Source organism: Neorhizobium alkalisoli, assembly GCF_002968635.1.
Taxonomy (GTDB): domain Bacteria; phylum Pseudomonadota; class Alphaproteobacteria; order Rhizobiales; family Rhizobiaceae; genus Neorhizobium; species Neorhizobium alkalisoli.
The window spans coordinates 12784-30905 of sequence record NZ_PVBN01000003.1; the positions used below are offsets into that span (position 1 = coordinate 12784).

15 protein-coding genes are annotated in these 18122 nt (G+C 60.0%); 7 read left to right on the forward strand and 8 right to left on the reverse strand.

Features of this window, described 5'->3' with window-relative positions; all coding sequences use genetic code 11:
- Positions 1 to 30 precede the first annotated feature (30 nt).
- From C5L13_RS07540 to C5L13_RS07560, 5 genes are all read right to left on the reverse strand, one after another.
- The gene (locus tag C5L13_RS07540) at positions 31 to 1668 is read right to left on the reverse strand and encodes an FGGY-family carbohydrate kinase (RefSeq protein ID WP_105382674.1); all 1638 of its coding nucleotides are present in this window, start codon (positions 1666 to 1668) and stop codon (positions 31 to 33) included.
- 56 nt (positions 1669 to 1724) lie between these two features.
- A complete protein-coding gene (locus C5L13_RS07545) occupies positions 1725 to 2453 on the reverse strand; it encodes an SDR family oxidoreductase (protein ID WP_105382675.1) in 729 nt (242 codons plus the stop codon).
- Between the two features lie 21 nt (positions 2454 to 2474).
- Positions 2475 to 3737, reverse strand: coding sequence for a sugar ABC transporter permease (locus tag C5L13_RS07550; RefSeq protein WP_170117229.1), 1263 nt, complete (start codon positions 3735 to 3737; stop codon positions 2475 to 2477).
- Positions 3734 to 4552: an ATP-binding cassette domain-containing protein gene (locus C5L13_RS07555; protein ID WP_105382676.1), complete on the reverse strand. Its 819-nt coding sequence runs from the start codon at positions 4550 to 4552 to the stop codon at positions 3734 to 3736. The genes C5L13_RS07550 and C5L13_RS07555 overlap by 4 nt, the downstream gene beginning before the upstream one ends.
- Before the next feature lie 72 nt (positions 4553 to 4624).
- Positions 4625 to 5668, reverse strand: coding sequence for an ABC transporter substrate-binding protein (locus C5L13_RS07560; RefSeq protein ID WP_105382677.1), 1044 nt, complete (start codon positions 5666 to 5668; stop codon positions 4625 to 4627).
- Between the two features lie 271 nt (positions 5669 to 5939).
- Between C5L13_RS07560 and C5L13_RS07565 the strand changes: the two genes are divergently transcribed.
- Positions 5940 to 6968 carry a LacI family DNA-binding transcriptional regulator gene (locus C5L13_RS07565; RefSeq protein WP_105382678.1) on the forward strand — a complete coding sequence of 343 codons (1029 nt, stop codon included), beginning with the start codon at positions 5940 to 5942 and terminating at the stop codon, positions 6966 to 6968.
- Between the two features lie 391 nt (positions 6969 to 7359).
- Entirely contained in the window at positions 7360 to 7821 is a 462-nt protein-coding gene (locus C5L13_RS07570) for an RrF2 family transcriptional regulator (RefSeq protein WP_105382679.1), read from the forward strand.
- Here the strand turns inward: C5L13_RS07570 and C5L13_RS07575 are convergent.
- From C5L13_RS07575 to C5L13_RS07585, 3 genes are all read right to left on the reverse strand, one after another.
- Positions 7818 to 9035: an SfnB family sulfur acquisition oxidoreductase gene (locus tag C5L13_RS07575; RefSeq protein WP_105382680.1), complete on the reverse strand. Its 1218-nt coding sequence runs from the start codon at positions 9033 to 9035 to the stop codon at positions 7818 to 7820. The two genes, C5L13_RS07570 and C5L13_RS07575, sit on opposite strands and share 4 nt — an antisense overlap.
- Before the next feature lie 130 nt (positions 9036 to 9165).
- Positions 9166 to 9693: a flavin reductase family protein gene (locus tag C5L13_RS07580; RefSeq protein ID WP_105382681.1), complete on the reverse strand. Its 528-nt coding sequence runs from the start codon at positions 9691 to 9693 to the stop codon at positions 9166 to 9168.
- A gap of 59 nt (positions 9694 to 9752) precedes the next feature.
- Positions 9753 to 10811, reverse strand: coding sequence for an isopenicillin N synthase family dioxygenase (locus C5L13_RS07585; protein WP_105382682.1), 1059 nt, complete (start codon positions 10809 to 10811; stop codon positions 9753 to 9755).
- A 356-nt stretch (positions 10812 to 11167) separates the two neighbouring features.
- On the opposite strand from C5L13_RS07585, the gene C5L13_RS07590 reads away from it, so the two are divergent.
- The 5 genes from C5L13_RS07590 (at position 11168) to fhuB (ending at position 18065) form a co-directional block, all read left to right on the forward strand.
- On the forward strand, positions 11168 to 11668 hold the full coding sequence (locus C5L13_RS07590) for an RNA polymerase sigma factor (RefSeq protein ID WP_105382683.1): 501 nt from the start codon (positions 11168 to 11170) through the stop codon (positions 11666 to 11668).
- Between the two features lie 69 nt (positions 11669 to 11737).
- The gene (locus C5L13_RS07595; protein WP_105383108.1) at positions 11738 to 12673 is read left to right on the forward strand and encodes a FecR family protein; all 936 of its coding nucleotides are present in this window, start codon (positions 11738 to 11740) and stop codon (positions 12671 to 12673) included.
- 101 nt (positions 12674 to 12774) lie between these two features.
- Positions 12775 to 15213, forward strand: coding sequence for a TonB-dependent siderophore receptor (locus C5L13_RS07600; RefSeq protein ID WP_245571169.1), 2439 nt, complete (start codon positions 12775 to 12777; stop codon positions 15211 to 15213).
- Between the two features lie 9 nt (positions 15214 to 15222).
- Positions 15223 to 16107: an ABC transporter substrate-binding protein gene (locus C5L13_RS07605; RefSeq protein WP_280952605.1), complete on the forward strand. Its 885-nt coding sequence runs from the start codon at positions 15223 to 15225 to the stop codon at positions 16105 to 16107.
- On the forward strand, positions 16107 to 18065 hold the full coding sequence (gene fhuB, locus C5L13_RS07610) for a Fe(3+)-hydroxamate ABC transporter permease FhuB (RefSeq protein WP_105382685.1): 1959 nt from the start codon (positions 16107 to 16109) through the stop codon (positions 18063 to 18065). Before C5L13_RS07605 ends, fhuB begins: the two co-directional genes overlap by 1 nt.
- The last annotated feature ends 57 nt before the right edge of the window (positions 18066 to 18122 follow it).

An 18122-nucleotide genomic window follows, 5' to 3' on the forward strand; every position in this document is an offset into this window, starting at 1 on the left:
AGATGCAGAGCCGACATCGTCTGAGAGGCGTTATACCTCTCGGTGGGTCCGGGCAAGCTCCTGGAAAGCCTTGAAACTCGCGTAGCGCTTGTCATGGATCTCGGCGGTGGAGCCGTCTGCCGGGCTGTACACCGCCGCGACACCGCAGAGGCTTTCCATGGCGGAGCGGGCATCCTGGAACGCGCCGCCAGCGACTGCGCCGAGGATTGCGGACCCGAGCAGCACAGGCTCCTCCGAACTCGTCGCGACCACCTGCATGCCGCAGGCATCGGCGAGGATCTGGCGGACGAGATCATGCTGCCCGGCGCCGCCGCTGATGACCACGCGTTGAACCTGCGCACCCGCCTCAGCCTGGGTTTCTATGATCTGTCGCAGGCCATAACCTATGCCGCAGAGGCCTGCGACATAGAGGGCGATCAGGCTGTCGAATTCGTACTCCATTCCGAGACCCGCGATTATCGCTCTGGCATGGGGGTCGGCAAAAGGCGCGCGATTGCCGAGAAATTCTGGAACGACGTGCAGACCGCGGGCCAGTATGACGGCTTCGGACGCTTTGCTGACTTTTTCGGCGACGGCGTTTGCGATCAGGACCGGCAATGGTATGCGCTGTCTGGCGGCTCGTGCGTGCGCATCGGCCGCGGCGGGATGGAATGAAAGCAGCTGATCGATCGCAGCACCTGCAGCGCTCTGACCACCTTCATTGAGCCACATGCCCGGCACCATGGCTGAGTAATACGGCCCCCATACCCCGGGCACGAAGATGGGCGCTGCGGTCGATGTCATCGTGCAGGAGGACGTTCCGAACACATAGGCGAGATTGTCCTCGGGTCTTCCGCCAATCCCGACGGTCCCGATACCGCCGGCGTGAGCGTCGATCATGCTGGCCGCAACCGCCGTCCCCGGCCTCAGCCCCATGGCCCGCGCGGCCTCTTCGGTCAGTCCTCGTCCAAGCGGCGTTCCCGGTTCGACGATATTCGTGCCGATGCGAATGAACTTCTCGTCTGCAAGCGCGCCGAGGCCAATCTTCTCGAAATAGGTCGGATCCCATCTTTGTTCATGCGCAAGGTACGTCCATTTGCAGGTTACGGTGCAGGTGGAACGGGCAAGATCCCCGGTGGCCTTCCAAGTCAGGAAGTCGGCCAGGTCGAAAAACTGCCATGCGGCATTGAAGGTTTCGGGGCGGTTCTCCTTCAGCCATAGGATTTTCGGCGTTTCCATCTCGGGTGAAATCCGACCGCCGACATAGCGCAGGACATCGTGACCCATCTCGTTGATCCGTTCCGCTTGGGCGACAGCGCGGTGATCCATCCAGACGATGATGTCCCGATTGCTATCTTCCGACGGGCCGACCGCCAGGGGACGCCCGCCTTCACCCAGCACCACGAGTGAACAGGTCGCATCAAAACCAAGACCGACAGCGCCAGCCGGATCAACTCCAGCCAAGGCTACCGCCTCCCGGATAACCGCGCACACGGCATGCCAGATTTCAGTGCTGGATTGCTCGACCAACGCGCCGGCTTCCCGAAATAATGTGATGTCCCGCTTGGCCACAGCGAGCATGCGGCCATCAAGATCGAACAGTCCGGCGCGCGCACTCCCGGTGCCGACATCGACGCCGATGAGATAGCGTAAAACCACGGGCACGGAAGGGTTGGCTGCATTGCTCATAATACTGGGCTCTTAAAGGTGCGCGGATATCAGACAAGCTTGCCGGCGGGCGTCGATCAAAGATCAACGCTGTTTGGCAGGATCACAAGATCGCGGATCGTGATGTTGCGTGGTCGCGAAAGCATGAAGATCACGGCTTCGGCTACTTCCTTTGGCTGCATCAGGCTGCCGTTCGCGAGCGCTTCTTCCATCTTGGCCTTCGGCCAATCATCGAGCAAAGCGGTTACCACCGGGCCGGGCAGCACGGCACCGACACGCACACCATATTGCGCTACCTGTCGGCGGGTCGAATGGACAAAGGCCTGAACCGCAAACTTAGATGCCGTGTAGATCGGTTCCCAAACCACCGGCACGACGCCGGCAATTGAACTTGTGAACAGGATGTCTCCGGATTTCTGGGCGATCATGTGCGGCAGCACCGCGTGAACTGACCGGAAAGCGGCATTGATGTTGAGGTTCAGTACGCGGTCCCATTCGTCCGGGTCGCCTTCCGCGACCGGTCCGCCGACATAGGCACCGGCATTGGCATGGAAGATGTCGAGGCGTCCGCCGAGCTCGAGGACGCGAGGTAGGATGCCGGATAGTTCTTCACCATTTAGCAAATCCACCACCAGCGGCCGTGCGCGATCGCCCAGTTCTTTGCACAGTGTTTCGAGCTTGTCTCGGGCGCGATCGATCAACACGACGGTCGCACCTTCGGCAAGCAGGGCGCGGCTGCATTCCAGCCCAATGCCCGACGCGGCGCCGGTGACTGCGGCAACTTTACCCTTCATGAGTTCGGCCATGAGATTTCCTTCGACTTGTTTTTACGCGCGGCCATGGCTGAGGCGTGACCGGCGAGCGAGCGAATCGACGATCACCGCAATCGCAAGCACAGCGCCTGTAATCATGTAGCGCAGGGATGAATTCAGGTTCAGCAAGGTAAGACCGTTGGAGATGGCCTGAATGACGATGATGCCGAGTAAGGCCGAATACGCGCTCCCACGACCACCAAAGAGGCTGGTTCCGCCGATGACCGCCGCCGCGATCGCATTCAGATTGACGTCACCGGTGCCGGCCTGCTGGCTCGATGATGCCAGCCGCGACGCCGACAGGATGCCGCCAAGCGCTGCAAGGGTGGAGCACAGCATGAAGGCGCTCAGGTAGATCCGGCGGACATTGATGCCGGAGCGACGAGCAGCTTCCCGGTTTCCGCCGACGGCAAAGATCGACCGACCCCATTGTGTCTTTGTCAGTGCGTAATTCAGGACTATAACCAGGGCGACAAGGAGCCCGAACATCCAAGGTACGCCGCGGCCGAGGTTCAGGTAGTATACGGCGAATTCCAGGCTGACGGTCAGGGCAGCCGCTTTCCCGAGCAGGATCGTCAAAGGCTGCGTTGACAGATTGGCCGACCGGCGGCGTTTGCGAACAGCGAAACCGACCATGACCATGACGAGCCCCGGCATCAAGGCTAACCCATGGGATATCCAGTCCGGCATCACCAGGATCTGACCGAAACGGACCAGCGGTGATGCATATGGCAGATTGATACTTCCAGTCGGCCCGAGAATGTAGAGCTGCAGACCGAGCAGCGCGAGGAGCCCGGCGAGCGTGGCAACGAAGCTTGGCATGCCCAGCCGATTGTACATCAAGGCGTAAAGCGCACCGATCAGGGCTCCAGTCACCAGCGCCGCGAAGATCGCAATGACCACGGGCAAGCCGGAATTGACCCAGAGAACACCGATGATGGCGGAAGACAGGCCACTCATCGAGCCGACGGACAGATCGATCTCGCCAAGCAGAAGAACGCAGACGATGCCAAGCGAAAGGATGCCCACGGTAGCGCAATCAAACAGCAGATTTACCAGGTTGTTCGGTGCCAGGAAGACCGGGTTGAGAATGCTGAATACGATTGAGATAACAATCAGCCCCACCGCCACCGGCAACATGCCCAGGTCGCCCGACCGCACCCGATTGACAAAACTCCGCAGCGCGCCCGGCAGGCCATCGTCATGTCTGATCCGTTCGTCTCTGCGATCGAGAGCCTGATCCTTGTTTGCCACATCCTTTGGCATGTTGCGGTTCATGTGGCACTCCCGTTCAGTCCATTGTGGCCCGTCCTGCGGTCAAGGCGACGCGATACGGAATTTTCCGTGGCTCCGGTGATCGATGCAACCAGCTCTTGATTGGATGCGTCCGGGCGGAAGACGCCGTTGTTGCGACCGAGGCGCAATACCACGATGCGATCGGCGACAGCCCTGACATCTTCCATATTGTGGCTGATGATGATGACGCCGAGCCCACGGTCGCGGACGCGCTCGATGAGGTTCAGCACCTCGGCGGTCTGGGCCACGCCGAGAGCTGCCGTCGGCTCGTCGAGCATGATGATCTTCGGGTCGAGAAGAAGGGAGCGTGCAATTGCAACGGTTTGGCGCTGACCACCCGATAGCGAAGCGACCGGCTCTCGGACGGAGGGAATACGCGCAGCCAGCTCCTTCAAAAGAGTCCAGGCACGAACTTCCATGGCAACTTCATCGAGATTCCACGGCGACAGTTCGTGGCCAAGGAAGAGGTTTGCGACGACGTCGAGGTTTTCGCAAAGTGCCAGATCCTGAAAAACCGTGGCGATGCCAAGCTCGAGCGCGCGGCTGGGGCTATCAAGAGAGACGGGCTGTCCGCAGAACTCAATTCTGCCGGAGGACGGCTGATGGACACCTGCAAGTATCTTGATCAAGGTCGACTTGCCTGCACCATTGTCTCCGACGAGGGCAACGACCTCCCCGGATTGCACTTCCAGATCGATATCCGTCAGCGCCGATACAGCTCCAAAATTCTTGGAGATACCAGTAAGCCGGAGGATGGGGTTGCCCTTCTCCGGGTTCGCTCGGTGTTCTTGCACCATTGCTTGACGCTCTTTCGCGTTTTCGGAACCAGTCCGGACGAGCACAGTGCTCGGCCGGACACTTTGAGATCGTTATTTTGTAATGCCAAGCTTCTTGCAGCCCTGGACATACTCCCCGGTGCAGACCTCCTCTGCGGTCTGGATCTTCTTGTCGAAGATTTCAGCCTTGATATTTTTGGCGGTCACCACGGATGGGACGAAGAGCTCGGAGGGCGTATTATAGAGCGAGGTTTTCGCCTCGGGCGTCTCGCCCTTCAGGAGCTGGACCGTAACCTTGGCGGCAGCAGCGGCAACGATCTCCGAAGGCTTGGATATCGTGTTATACTGATCGCCCGAAATGATGAGCTGCAGGGCTGCGATCGTGGCGTCATTGCCGGTGACCGGCGGCACAGGAGCCACGCCGGCCGCCTTGAATGCAGCGATTGCACCACCGCCTGTACCGTCATTGGCGGCGACGACGCCCTTGATGTCGGCGCCAAACCGGGTGATCTGACCAGCAGTCCATTCCTGTGCCTTCGGCGGAGCCCATTCCGGGGTGTCGAATTCGGCGAGCGTCTTGTAACCTGAATCCTTCAGGCCCCGATGGATACCGTCGCGAATAAGACCGGCAGCAGCATCTGTCGGCGAGCCGTTGATCTGGAGCACGCCCGCGCCTTCGGGAACGCCGGCTGCCTTAAGATGATCGACGAGCGATTTGGCTATCGCGTGGCCGATACCTTCATTATCGAACGATACGTAAAAGTCAGCCGCTTTCGCCGGAATCGGGCGGTCATAGGCGATGACTTTTACATCCTGTGACTGGGCGATCTCGACGAGTGCAGCCGCGGCGGCGGAGTCAACCGGATCGAGAACGACCACCTTGGCACCCTGGGCGATCGCCGAGTTGAACTGTTGTTGCTGAAGCGCCATGTCTGCGTTGGCATTTTGATAGATCACCGTGCAAGTCGGGCACAGTTTCTTCATCTCGGCCTTGAAGCCCGGATAGTCATGATTTTCATATCGCGTCGATGCCTGATCCGGCATCAGAAATGCGACGGTTGCCGCTTCCTGTCCATAGGCTGAGCCGGCAAACGTTGCGGCGGCGGCGATGGACATCAACACTGAACGGTATTTCATAGTCTCCTCCGTTTTGATCTAGAAGCCGTGTCAAGAGACGCTTCCGGTTTCATGCAAGCCTTCCGCGCTTTGCCGCACGCGGCAAAGCGCGATCTCACTTTCCTCACCGAACCACGTCGGCGCGGCAATGAACGTGGCGTGCCTGAACCCCTCCCGATTGACTCTCCACAGCCAACCAACTTCATCGATTGTGCAGCGATGCTCAATCGATGAAGCAAGAATTGCCACCCCCGCCCAATAATGTCAAGCTGCGTTCGAAGTGGAGAAATTCGTGAATCAGGACAAGGTAACAAAAAAGACGACCATCTATGACCTTGCCGAGCTTGCAGGAACATCGGCCAGCGCCGTCAGCGCTGTGCTGAATGGTAATTGGAAAAAGCGCAGGATCAGCAGCCAACTTGCGGAAAGGATCACTCGGTTAGCCGAAGAGCAGGGCTACGCCGTCAATATGCAGGCGAGCCTTCTGCGCCGCGAGAAGTCGAAAATCATTGGCATGATCGTGCCTAAATACGACAACCGTTATTTTGGTTCGATTGTCGAGACATTCGAGACGATGGCGCGCGAGCGGGGACTATTCCCGATTATCACCTGTACCCGCCGCGATCCTGAGCTTGAAATCGAAGCTGCCCGCACGATGCTTTCCTATCAGGTGGAATGGTTGATTTCGACCGGCGCTACGGATCCCGATCGTATCACCGACATCTGCAGCGCCGCTGGCGTGAGAAGCCTCAATCTCGACCTTCCAGGGAGCAAAGCCCCGTCCATCATTTCCGACAACTTCAAAGGCGCGCGTGAGCTGACGAGGCGCATCCTCATCAACAGTGAACGCAAGCTGGGCGCCGCCCACCCGCTTCTCTTCATTGGCGGCCGTGGCAGCGATCACAACACCGCGGAACGTGTACGTGGTTTCCGCACTGCGCATGCCGACGTCGGCGTTTCCGTCGACGAGAGCCATATCCTGACCTGCGGCTACGCGCCCGAGAAAGCGGAGAGTTCGCTTCAAGCCCTGGCGGCATCCGAAGGCCGGCTGCCAGATGGGATGTTCGTGAACTCCACCATCTCGCTCGAAGGCGTGATGCGGTGGATCAAGCGTTCGGGTCACTATGTCGGCCGCTCACCCGTGATCGGCTGCTTCGACTGGGATCCGTTCGCTGCCTTGCTCGCGGACGAAATCGAAATGGTCCGGCAGGACGTACAAGGCATGTTGGATGCCGTGTTCGGTATCATTGATCAAGGATCGTCAAGCGAAACGTTGATACAGATCCCGCCTGTCTTCATGGAGGGTGATGCTCCGTGGTAGTTGAAGTTCTTTTCGTCAATACGGTTCCATCGATCGTTGGAACGCTGGATACATCGCGTCCCCAGTAGCTGCGTCGCTTGAGCTTGGACGCACGCTCATGACTTTTTAACGTGAGTCCGCCAGCTAGCCTCCTGGCCGTTCGGCCGGCCAGCCGCGCGTTCGTCTCGAGGCCGGCTCTTTGGCCGCGGGCGAGGCGGCGCGATCATCCTCGTCCCTCAGTTCGCCTGATTGAGCGCCCTGCCACGGATCTGCGGCTTGGGCTCCGGCCCAGGATGCTGGGAGATTCGTGTTCAACACCGGGGTGCCGCATTGAATCCATGCGGTTTGTCCTGTATCAGCCTACAAGATCGGTATAAAATACCCTGCCAGTCATTGCGGAATTTTGTCGTCCATGCTCACCAAAAAGGGAAAATACGGCCTCAAGGCAATGGTTCATCTCGCCCAGCTTGAGCCGGGGCGGACCGCTTTCGTCAGCGAGATCGCCGAACAGAACAATATATCCAAGAAGTTTCTGGATGCCATCCTGCTGGAGCTGCGCAAGGGCGGCCTGTTGCGCTCCAAAAAAGGACCAGGCGGTGGATATGCGCTTTCCAAGCCGGCCTCCCAGATCTTTGTCGGACAGGCGGTGCGGATCCTCGATGGGCCGCTGGCCCCGATCCGCTGCGCCAGCAAGACAGCCTTCGAAGCGTGTGACGATTGCGATTATCCGGAAGATTGCCAGATCCGCCATTCGATGACCGAAGTGCGTGACGCCATCGCAGCCGTGCTTGACGGCATGACGCTCGAGCAGATGGTGCTCAAACGCTCCAGCGGTCTTCTCGACGACCGGAAGGCCAGCGGCGAAAAGAACTAGAACTGGCCGTTCGGCGGCGGCAGCCTGCCATTCAGATGGAAATCGCCGATCGCGTGATGTTTCCAGCGGACCGGATCATGAATGGTGTGGGTGCGGGCATTTCGCCAGTGACGGTCGAGGTTAAGCTCTTCGTTAGTCGAGGAGGTTCCCGCAAGCTCGAAGAGCGCATTAGACGCATCGAGTGCGGCTTCGGTGCTCAGGACCTTAGCTGCCGCCACTGCAAGAGATGCTTCGGTTGCCGTTTCGGCTGAGGGACTGATCTGGGCGATATCCACCTTGCGTCCGGCCCGCTCGAGGACGGCGCTCGCTGCCTCCAACTTCACGGCAAGCGCCCCCGCACGGGCAATGGTCAATGGATCAGCACTCGCCGATTCAATACCGAGGTTGCGATTGCCGCGCGACTTGAGGCGTACGAAGTCAATCATATCGGCAAAGGCAGCGCGGGCGATCCCGAGATCGACCGCCGCATGCAGGAGCTGTCCCAGGGAACCGAGCGGCCCCGGCTGTTCGAAACTCCTGTAGTGACCGACGACGGCATCCGCCGCGACATAGATATTGTCGATGATGACCGTTCCGCTCGCTGTGGTCCGTTGGCCGAAGCCGGACCAATCGTCGATAATCTCCAATCCTGCCGTTTCGCGCGGCACGATAGCCATGACAAGCTTGTTATGCTGATCCAGTCCGAAGATTGCGATCCAGTCGGCGAAAAGCGCGCCGGTTGAATAATATTTGCGTCCTGTGATGCGATAACCTGGCCCGTCGGGGACAAGGCGGGTCTCCATATCTCCGGCCGCTTTGGTGCCCGCTTCCGCCAAGGCGTTTGCAAAATGCTCCCCCGCAAGCGCCCGTGTGAAGAAATATCTCTTCTGCTCCTCGGTGCCGGCCAATCTCAGCGCTTCCAGAATGTAAAAATGGTTCTGAGGGATCTGCCCGACCGAGCTATCCGCTTCCGACAGGATGGCGATGACCTCGGCCAGAAACGGATTGGATATGTCGGCGCCGCCATAGTCCGCGGGAACGCTGACACCCAGCAGACCGGACTGGGCGACGAGCTCCATCTCGTGATGCGGCAGGATGCGTTCGCGGTCTCGAAAACTGGAACCTTGCGCGATCTGCAGCGCCAGCGCCTTCGCTGCTTCAATCGCCTGATCCTCGGTTGCAAGATAGGGAGACACTGCTCTTATCTTTCCTGCCAAACGGACAACCCTGCTCATGGTTCACCTCCCAGACAAGACTGTCATTCAGCCATTTCCAGCACGTGTCGGGAAGAAATAAAGCTTTAAATGATTGCCTCAACGCAACCAATTTTACCTCGCAACAGGCGCCGCAAGATGCTCGTTGACCTCAACCGATGGAACGGTACTGGCCGTGACTGTAGATCAAGGGTGATCCGCCTCCGACCGAAACTCCGACGATACGTCCGAGGATGATGGCGTGGCTATGGCGCTCGATGATCTCCTCGACCTCGCAATCCAACGCGGCCAGAGCATCGACGAGGACGGCCGCGCCCGTCGAAAGTACCGTCCAGTCGGCCCCTTCATAACGCTTCTTCCCCTTGATGCCGTCCTTGCCGGAAAAACGCTCGGCGATCGCCTGTTGACTGTCGCTGAGGATGTTGACGCAGAAGTGGCGGTGTCGCGCGATTGCCGGCCAGGTCGAGGAGGATCGGTTGATGTTGGCGATCATCGTCGGGGGCTCGACCGACAACGCGGTTGCGGACGTGACCGTAGCACCCGTCCGGTCACTCTCGTCTCCCGCAGTGATAATCGACACCGTTCCAGCGACATGTCTCATCACTGCTTTGAGGTCGTTTGAGGTCGGGATCTGCAATACCGGGGAAGACCCCGCCGACAATGCAACTGCCAAATCCATTTCAGTTCTCCAGATGGTGAGGAAGGAGAAGCGGTATCAGCCGCTCCGTTCGCGGCAGATCAATTGGCCCGCTCTACAGGTTGCTCGGGCGGCAGGAGGTCGGCGTGGTGAGCGCGGGCGACGTCGGGATGGGAACGCAGCCGACTTTTCAGATGGTTCTGACCGACCTCTCGAAAGATCGGGTTCAGGGGGTCAACGGAAATACCCCGTTCCGATCGCTTCAGCTCTTCCGGAAGCTCGATGACGGGGATCGTCGCATCGTAGCGCGAGCCGAGGAAGAAGGCGACCGAGAACCGCTCGACACCAGCAGGGGGTGCAACGACGTCATGAACGTCGGCGCGCACGAAGCCGTTTGTGGCAAGCTCGAGCAGTTCGCCTGTGTTGATTATGAAGGTGCCCGGCACCGGCGGCGCCTCGATCCAGAACCCCTCCTCGGTCCGCACACGAAGACCCGGGGTTGTGTCCTGCAAAAGAACAGTCACAAAACCACCGTCCTTGTGGGCGCCGACCCCTTGATCCGTCTCGGCGACGTCTCGCCCGGGATAACGGATGATTTTCAGCAGTTGGGAGGGTTGTGGCTCGTAGATCCCGGCAAAGACATTTTCCGGCTGGCCGAGCGCCGCGGCGATTGCCTTGAGGATGTCAATCCCGACGCGCGTCACCTCTGCCTGGTAGGCCAGCAGCAGTGGCTTCAGCTCCGGAAGAGCATCCGGCCACTGGTTGGGCCCAAAAAGGCGCTTCCAGGGTGGTGTATCGTGGCCGATTTCGACGGCCACGCCTTCAGTATTGATATCGAGCTGTTCCCGCCAGTCCTGTTCGCCGCGCGTGCGCTCCTGGCCGGCTCGATTGTAGCCGCGAAAATGCGGTGACTTCACCATCTCGATCTTGAGCTTTTCTTCAAGCGGCAGGGCGAAGAAACGTTTGGTGGTCGAGACCACGTCTTCGATCAACCTGGAATCGACGCCATGGCCTTTGAGATAGAAGAAGCCGTGGTCATGGAGCACCTTCCGCAGTTCGGCGACAAACGCGGTCCGCTCCTGAGGGGAGGCATAAAAACGCGAGAGATCAAGGGTCGGCAACGACGTTGCCGTTTCGACCCGCTGGGCGTGGATGGTCATCGGCTTGTCCTTTCTGAACGATTCAGCCCCGGCCCGAGGTGCCGAAAATGGAATTGACCACGAATGTCTCCCTCTTGCAGGTTCATTGTGGGCTAGACGCTAAAGTCTATTAATTCCCTGGACAAACAAGATAATGGCAAAGATCACCTATCCTGTAGAATGATTTGTCGCCTCAGGCGCGAAATCGGGAAGAAGCCAGCAGCGATCAGTCGCTACGGGTACCCAAGGGCTATCGGGTGGCGGGAATTGCTGAGCTTTTCGGCAATTTGCCACGGTCCTCAAAAACATGTCAAAACTTATCAAGAATTGTTAGCGGTATCTTGCCCGCGGGGGAGGCTTCGATATAGTTCGCTCACATGGACGATATCCGCAGAAACGACTTCCTGGTTATTTTTCTGTCGATCAGGGATCGGCTCACCGCTGTCATTCAGCGGCGTGTGGCCTGTAGCGCAACGGCCGCCGATTTGACGCAGGATACGTTTCTCAAGCTCTGGGAGCGCCGCACCTTGCTGCGCGGCGTTTCCGACCTCGCTGGCTATTTCGTCACGACGGGGCGCAACCTCGCAGCCGATCATGAGCGGCGCCGACGGATATCTCCGTTTGTTGCAGGTATCGAGCACCTTGAGCACGTCGCGGACAACAGGCCCTCGGCGGAGGACATCATGCTTTCCCGCGACGAACTGCGCCGGCTGCAGGAGATCGTCGACGCGCTGCCGCCGAAATGCCGGCAGGTGTTTCTGCTCTCAAGGCTGGAAGGTCTCACCTATGTCGAGATCGGGGCTCGTCTCGGCATTTCCCCCAAAACCGTCTTCAGCCATATGGTGACGGCGCTGCAGCGCCTGAAAGCCGGGATGTAGGCACTATTTCCGCAACCCAGATTTTTGCCCGTCCCATTCGTCCTGGTTGATGGGGAAGGAATGCGCCGCATGGAAGAACCGGCTGACTGTCATCAGCGAACGGACGATCAGATTTCGCGCGAGGCCGCGGAATGGTTTGCGCTGTTGCTCGACGGGCGAGAAAAGCCTTCCGACCGCCAGCGGTTTCGTGACTGGCTGCTGACCGACGACCGCAACGCCCGGGCCTATGCCGAACTGGAACAGCTCTGGTCCGGCGCCGGCATGGTGCGGGACCGCATGGCAGAAGCCAATCCGTCGCGGCGGACGGCCCTCAAGACCGGTGGCGCTGCCATTGTGCTGCTTGCTGCCGGTTATGCCGGCACGCGACTGTTCGGATCCTCGGCGGACTACCGCACCGGCACCGGGGAAACTGCGACGGTGACGCTGCCGGATGGCTCCACGGCTCAGCTCTCGACCCGCACGGCGTTCTCCATTGACTTCGCGCCTGGGCGCAGACGCGTGGTGATCGAACGGGGTGAGGTATTTTTTGACGTGGCGCCGGATTCGCGACGGCCGTTCACGGTGGAGGCCGCTGATTTGAACGCAACGGCACTCGGTACAGCCTACTCGGTTGGGTTTCTGAATGACGGGATTGAGGTCACTGTCGCCAAACATGCGGTCAGCGTCTCGACCGGAGGCACGTCGCAAAGGCTAGTCGAGGGGGATACCGTCATCTATCGGAACGGCAGGCTCTCCGTTCCGGTCAAGACGGATGTCGAACAACAGCTTTCCTGGCGCAACGGTAAACTCGTCTTCCTGTCCACCCCGCTTGCAAACGTCGTCTCGTCGCTCTCCCGCTGGAGAACCGGCAAGATCGTCATCATGGACGACGAACTGGCTCGGCGGCCGGTGACCATCATCGTCGACGTCAAGCGCTCGGGCACCATTCTGGATACGCTGGCACTCGGCCTGCCGATTACCGTCCGCAACCTGTCACCTTGGCTGACACTGATTTACCCAAAATAAAAATTTCAAAAATTACTCAGGTTTTCGGACCGGCCGCTCGTCCTTTTGATTATGGCGCGCTCGTTCGCGCAGAAATGTCGCGTTGCCGAAGGGGGATTTTCGTGTCGCGTATCAATATCAGTAGCCGGTTGCCGGCCATCGTGGCGGGCTCCTTCCGCAAGTCTCTTCTCGCGACCGTCTGCGTCGCGACGCTCCTGCAAGCCGCCCCTGTGATGGCCCAGGCAGCGGCTCATGCCGCTTCCTACACGTTCTCGATCCCGGCGCAGCCTCTTTCTTCGGCTCTGGTGCGCTTTTCCTCGATCACAGGCATCGATGTCGTTTTCGACGGCGCCCTGCCGGCAGGTGCTCTGACGCAAGGGGTGCGCGGCTCGGCTTCGGCAGAGGGAGCGCTAGGCCAGCTTCTTGCCGGCACCGGCCTTTCCTGGCAATTCCGCGGCGCCGGTACCGTGGTCCTGAGCGTGCCCAGCCAGACTGGAACGACCGGATCGACGGGTTCAGCCACGGAACTGAAGCCGATCGTGCTGGGTGCTGAAAGCGCTTGGGGGCCTGTTGAAGGTTTCGTCGCCAATCGAAGTGCCACGGGCACCAAGACCGATACGCCGTTGATTGAAACGCCACAATCGATCTCCGTCGTCACCCGGGATCAGATGGACGTGCAAGGCGTCAACAGCTTGAACAGCGCGCTCCGCTACACGCCGGGCGCGACCGGCGACGTTTATGGCACGGACAATCGCGGTCTCGGTGTCCAGCTCCGCGGTATGGGAACGGGCAGTAGCGGCATCTTCTACCGGGACGGTCTGCAGCTCAAGGACTCCAACTTCACCATGTTCAACGCCATCGAGCCTTACGGGGCCGAGCGTTACGAAGTGCTGCGCGGCCCGGCCTCCGTCCTTTACGGCCAGGCGACGCCAGGCGGCCTCATCAACTATGTGAGCAAGCGCCCGACCGAAGATGTGCTGCGCGAAGTCGAGCTGCTCGGCGGAAGTTTTGATCACTACGAGGGACGGTTCGATTTCAGCGGGCCTGTCTCCGACGACGACACGGTGCTCTACCGAATGACCGGCGTGGTGAGGGACAGCTCGACGCAGATCGATTTCGTCGACGAGGATCGCATTTTCCTCGCGCCTGCCGTCACCTTCAAGCCGGATGAAGACACCAAGCTGACGATCCTCGGACAATACCAGCGCGACCGCTCCGGCTGGGCCATGCAATATCTTCCCGCATCTGGAACGGTCTTCGATAGCCCCTATGGGGAAATTCCCAATAGCCGTTTCGTGGGCGAGCCGGCCTTCGACGAATACAACAATACCCTGGGCTCGATCGGCTACGAATTCGAGCATCGCTTCAACGATACCTGGCAGATCCGCCAGAATGCCCGTTACGTCTGGTTGGACCATGAGGAAAAAGGCGTTTTCGGTGGCGGCTTGCAGGCGGACGGCCGCACATACGACCGCTACGCCGACGCCGGTGGAACCGAACTGAACGGCGGTACGATCGACACGCAGATCATCGGCGAGTTCGATACCGGGCAACTATCACACACGCTTCTTGCGGGCCTCGACTACAAACGGCATTTTTATCGGGACTATGCTTCGAGCGGGGAGGTCGATCCACTCGATATCTTCGATCCGGTCTATGGCAGCCCCGTAGGCCCGATGACGCCCTACAGGGACACCGACACTACACAGAGCCAGCTCGGCATCTACGGCCAGGACCAGATCAAGCTCGACAAATGGGCGCTGACTTTGGGCGGTCGTTACGACTGGGCGTGGGGAAGTGCCCGCGATTCCGTCGATTCGGCCAACAACGTTAACATGAGCGATGAAGCCTTCACCGGCCGTGCCGGTCTCGTCTATCTCGCCGACAATGGCTTCGCGCCGTATCTGAGCTACACTGAGTCCTTCATCCCGATCACCAGGGCAGGGTTCGAACCCGAGACTGGTCGTCAATACGAGATCGGCGTCAAATATCAGCCGCCCGGCTCCAATTCCTTCGTTACCGTCTCTGCCTTCGATCTGGTTCGTCAGAATGTGGAAAGCTATACAGGCCCAGGTGGTGCCGTCGAGGGACAGACTGGTGAGATCACCTCACGTGGGATCGAAGTCGAAGGCGTGGCAAGCCTCGACTCAGGCATAAACCTTCGCCTAGCCTATACCTATCTCGATACGGAGATAACAAAAGAGACCGATACCAGCAGTGGCGAAAGCGATCTCGGCAACACACCATTCGGCGTCGCCAAACATCGCGCCTCACTTTGGGCCGACTATACGCTGCAGGATGGCCTGCTCGAGGGCCTCACGCTGGGTGGCGGCGTGCGCTATGTCGGCAAAACCTGGGGCAGCAACGCCAACACCTTCAAGGTTCCCGACTATGTGCTGGCGGATGCGGCGCTGAGTTATAAGAAGGACAATACGACCTTCTCTCTCAACGTCAGCAATATCTTCGACAAGGACTATGTCGCCTCCTGCTTTGATGCGAGTTTCGGGTGCTTCTATGGCGAGGGCCGACGGATTACGGCATCCGTGCGGGTCACCTGGTAAGGCAGGCGCGTGGAGCCTGTCACGAAAGGACTAGGCAGGCGAACGTTCCTTGGCGGAGCGTGCGCCTTTGCTCTTTCGGGAACGTCTGCAGCGTCCTCGTCTCCGCCAAAGCGTGTCGTCTGCCTTGAATGGACCGCCGCCGGGATGGTGATGTCGCTTGGCCTCACGCCAATCGCAGTCGGTGACCTCAAGGGTTATTCGCAATGGGTCGATCAGCCAAAGCTGCCGCCTGAGACGCTGGATCTTGGCTCGCGCGGTGAACCGAGCCTCGAACTTTTGGAGGAACTCGACCCCGATCTTATAATCGCAACTTACGGCTATGGACTGGAACCGAGGGAATTCGATCGCTTTGCGCCGACCTATGATCTGCCGCTCTATGCGAGTGGTGCGTCCCCCTATATCCAGGCAAAGACCGAGACGCGCAGGCTTGGCGATCGCCTGGGGCGACGCCGAGAGGCGGAAACGCTGCTTGTCGACGCCGAACGGATGATCGAGCAGTCCCGGACGAAGCTCCTGGATCGCCGGTCCGGCCCGGTCTGTCTCTTTACCTTCTTCGACGACCGGCACCTGCGTATCTACGGCGCCGGCAGCCTGCTGCAGGATGTCCTGACCCGGCTCGAAATCACCAATGCCTGGACAGGCGAGACCAGCGACTGGGGCATATCGACGGTGGGCGTCGAGCAACTCGCGACCATCGGAGACGCGCGACTCGTCTGTCTCGAACCGATCATGCCGCATGCGCACCGGATGATGCGGCAAAGCACGCTCTGGCAGAACCTGCCTGCAGTGCGCGCTCATCCGATCACCACGCTTCCAACCCTCTGGCCCTTCGGCGGCCTGGATGTCGCCGCCCGGTTTGCCACTTCGATGGCGAACAATCTGGTATCTGCGTGATGCGTGCCGTCTTCGCCGCCCTCCTATTGGGGTTTGTCTGCGCGGGGTTGACCGCAAGAGGCCTTCATTCAGTGCTGCCCGTGGAGCTCTGGTGGCAGGCTCTTGTCACACCGGACATGTCGGATGTCAGCCAATTGCTTTTTCATCATTCGGCAATTCCCCGGATCGCCGTGAGCATTCTTGCTGGGGCGGCGCTCGGGCTTGCCGGGACGATCCTCCAGCAGGCACTCCGCAACCCGCTTGCCGAACCAGCGACGATCGGCACGGCCGCCGGAGCTAACCTCGCACTCGGCATTGCCTCGCTCACCGCTCCTCTTCTGTTTGGCTTCGGCCGCGAGCTTGTCGCGATCGGCGGGGCTGTCCTGGCGACTGCGGCGGTGATTGCGCTTTCCTGGAGGCGGCATCTGTCGCCGGTCTCGCTCGTGCTTGCAGGCCTCGTCGTCAGCCTCGTATGCGGATCTGCCAGTGCCCTTTTGGTGATCCTCAACCGGGACTACATGACGGAACTGTTCATATGGCAGACCGGTTCGCTGGTCCAGAACGGTACTGTGGTTGCAGGTGATCTTGCGATCAGGCTGGCGATTGGCTTTGCCTTGGCCTCTCTACTCATCAGGCCGATGCGACTTTTGGAACTCGATGATGACAATACCCGCAGCCTGGGTTCTTCCCCGATCGTGCTGCGCCTGGCCGGGCTCGGTGTCGCCGTCTGGCTGGCTGCAATCGTCGTCGCTGCTGTCGGCGTGATCGGCTTCATCGGCCTTTCTGCGCCGCATATCGCGCGTATGCTCGGTGCCCGCACCTTCAGCCAAAGGCTGGCGCTCGCGCCTGTCGCCGGTGCGCTGCTACTCTGGCTGACCGACCAGATTGTGCAGATTCTGCCCTTGCCGGAAGAGGTGCCGGCCGGCACCGTGACGGCATTGGTCGGCGCGCCGATCTTGCTTTTCCTTCTGCCCCGCATACGGACAGTCATGCCGGGGCAGAGCGCTGTTGACGGGAATTCAGCACGGCACGTCATCCGATGGTGGATGCCGCATGCGGCCGTCCTCTCCATCGCTGCGACCATCGTGCTCAGCCTTTTCCTTGCCCGCGGTACCGGCGGATGGCATTGGGCATCGGTGGGAGAACTTGCCACCTTCATGCCCCTTCGGCTTCCGCGTGTCCTTGTCGCGCTTTCGGCCGGCGCAATCCTTGCGGTGTCCGGTACGCTCCTGCAGCGTACGACCGGTAATCCGATGGCATCGCCGGAAGTTCTCGGGATATCGTCCGGTGCCTCGGTGGGCGTCATCCTGCTTTTTCTGGCCGGCATTGACCTTACCCGCAGCGGCATGATGGTTGCCGCGACGGTCGGCGCACTGCTGACCCTTTCTGTCGTCATGGTAATGGCGGAGCGGATCCGCTCGGCACCAGATCATATCCTTCTTGTGGGCGTGTCGCTGACGGCCATGGGAACAGGGCTTGCCGCCCTCGTGCTTGCAAGCGGTGATCCGCGAATTGATTTCCTCCTCGCATGGCTTTCCGGCTCGACCTACCGGGCTTCGGCCCTGGACGCGGTAACGGCGATCGCACTGGCCTGCATGCTGCTTTGTCTTTCCCCTCTGATGGCGCGCTGGCTGGAAATCCTGCCGCTTGGGATCCCGGCATCGCAATCGCTAGGCCTGCCGTTCAAGGCCGCGCGTCTTTGCATATGGCTTGCGGCCGGTATCGCGGCCGCAGCGGCGACCATCTTGGTCGGACCACTAAGCTTCGTGGGGCTTATTGCACCACGCGCGGCAGATTATCTGGGGTATCATCGACCCCTGCCGCAGCTTTTCGTCGGTGCCTTCGTTGGCGGCATCGTGATGGCGGTCTCGGATTGGATCGGTCGCACGATCATCTTTCCCTGGCAGGTGCCGGTCGGCCTGCTGGTCGCGCTGATCGGAGGCCCGTTTTTTCTTTGGCAACTCACCCGTCGCACGTGAGCGGGTTGAGCCCCAAGTCGTGCCTCGTCACGGCGGACTCCGGGAAACATGTGCGAG

Bases quoted from the DNA above. Each gene is read 5' to 3' on its own strand.
- C5L13_RS07570 (WP_105382679.1), top strand. From the start codon at position 7,360: ATGCTCACCAAAAAGGGAAAATACGGCCTCAAGGCAATGGTTCATCTC.
- C5L13_RS07545 (WP_105382675.1), bottom strand. From the start codon at position 2,453: ATGGCCGAACTCATGAAGGGTAAAGTTGCCGCAGTCACCGGCGCCGCG.
- C5L13_RS07595 (WP_105383108.1), top strand. From the start codon at position 11,738: ATGGAAGAACCGGCTGACTGTCATCAGCGAACGGACGATCAGATTTCG.
- C5L13_RS07590 (WP_105382683.1), top strand. From the start codon at position 11,168: ATGGACGATATCCGCAGAAACGACTTCCTGGTTATTTTTCTGTCGATC.
- C5L13_RS07585 (WP_105382682.1), bottom strand. From the start codon at position 10,811: ATGACCATCCACGCCCAGCGGGTCGAAACGGCAACGTCGTTGCCGACC.
- fhuB (WP_105382685.1), top strand. From the start codon at position 16,107: ATGCGTGCCGTCTTCGCCGCCCTCCTATTGGGGTTTGTCTGCGCGGGG.
- C5L13_RS07555 (WP_105382676.1), bottom strand. From the start codon at position 4,552: ATGGTGCAAGAACACCGAGCGAACCCGGAGAAGGGCAACCCCATCCTC.
- C5L13_RS07560 (WP_105382677.1), bottom strand. From the start codon at position 5,668: ATGAAATACCGTTCAGTGTTGATGTCCATCGCCGCCGCCGCAACGTTT.
- C5L13_RS07580 (WP_105382681.1), bottom strand. From the start codon at position 9,693: ATGGATTTGGCAGTTGCATTGTCGGCGGGGTCTTCCCCGGTATTGCAG.
- C5L13_RS07540 (WP_105382674.1), bottom strand. From the start codon at position 1,668: ATGAGCAATGCAGCCAACCCTTCCGTGCCCGTGGTTTTACGCTATCTC.
- C5L13_RS07550 (WP_170117229.1), bottom strand. From the start codon at position 3,737: ATGAACCGCAACATGCCAAAGGATGTGGCAAACAAGGATCAGGCTCTC.
- C5L13_RS07575 (WP_105382680.1), bottom strand. From the start codon at position 9,035: ATGAGCAGGGTTGTCCGTTTGGCAGGAAAGATAAGAGCAGTGTCTCCC.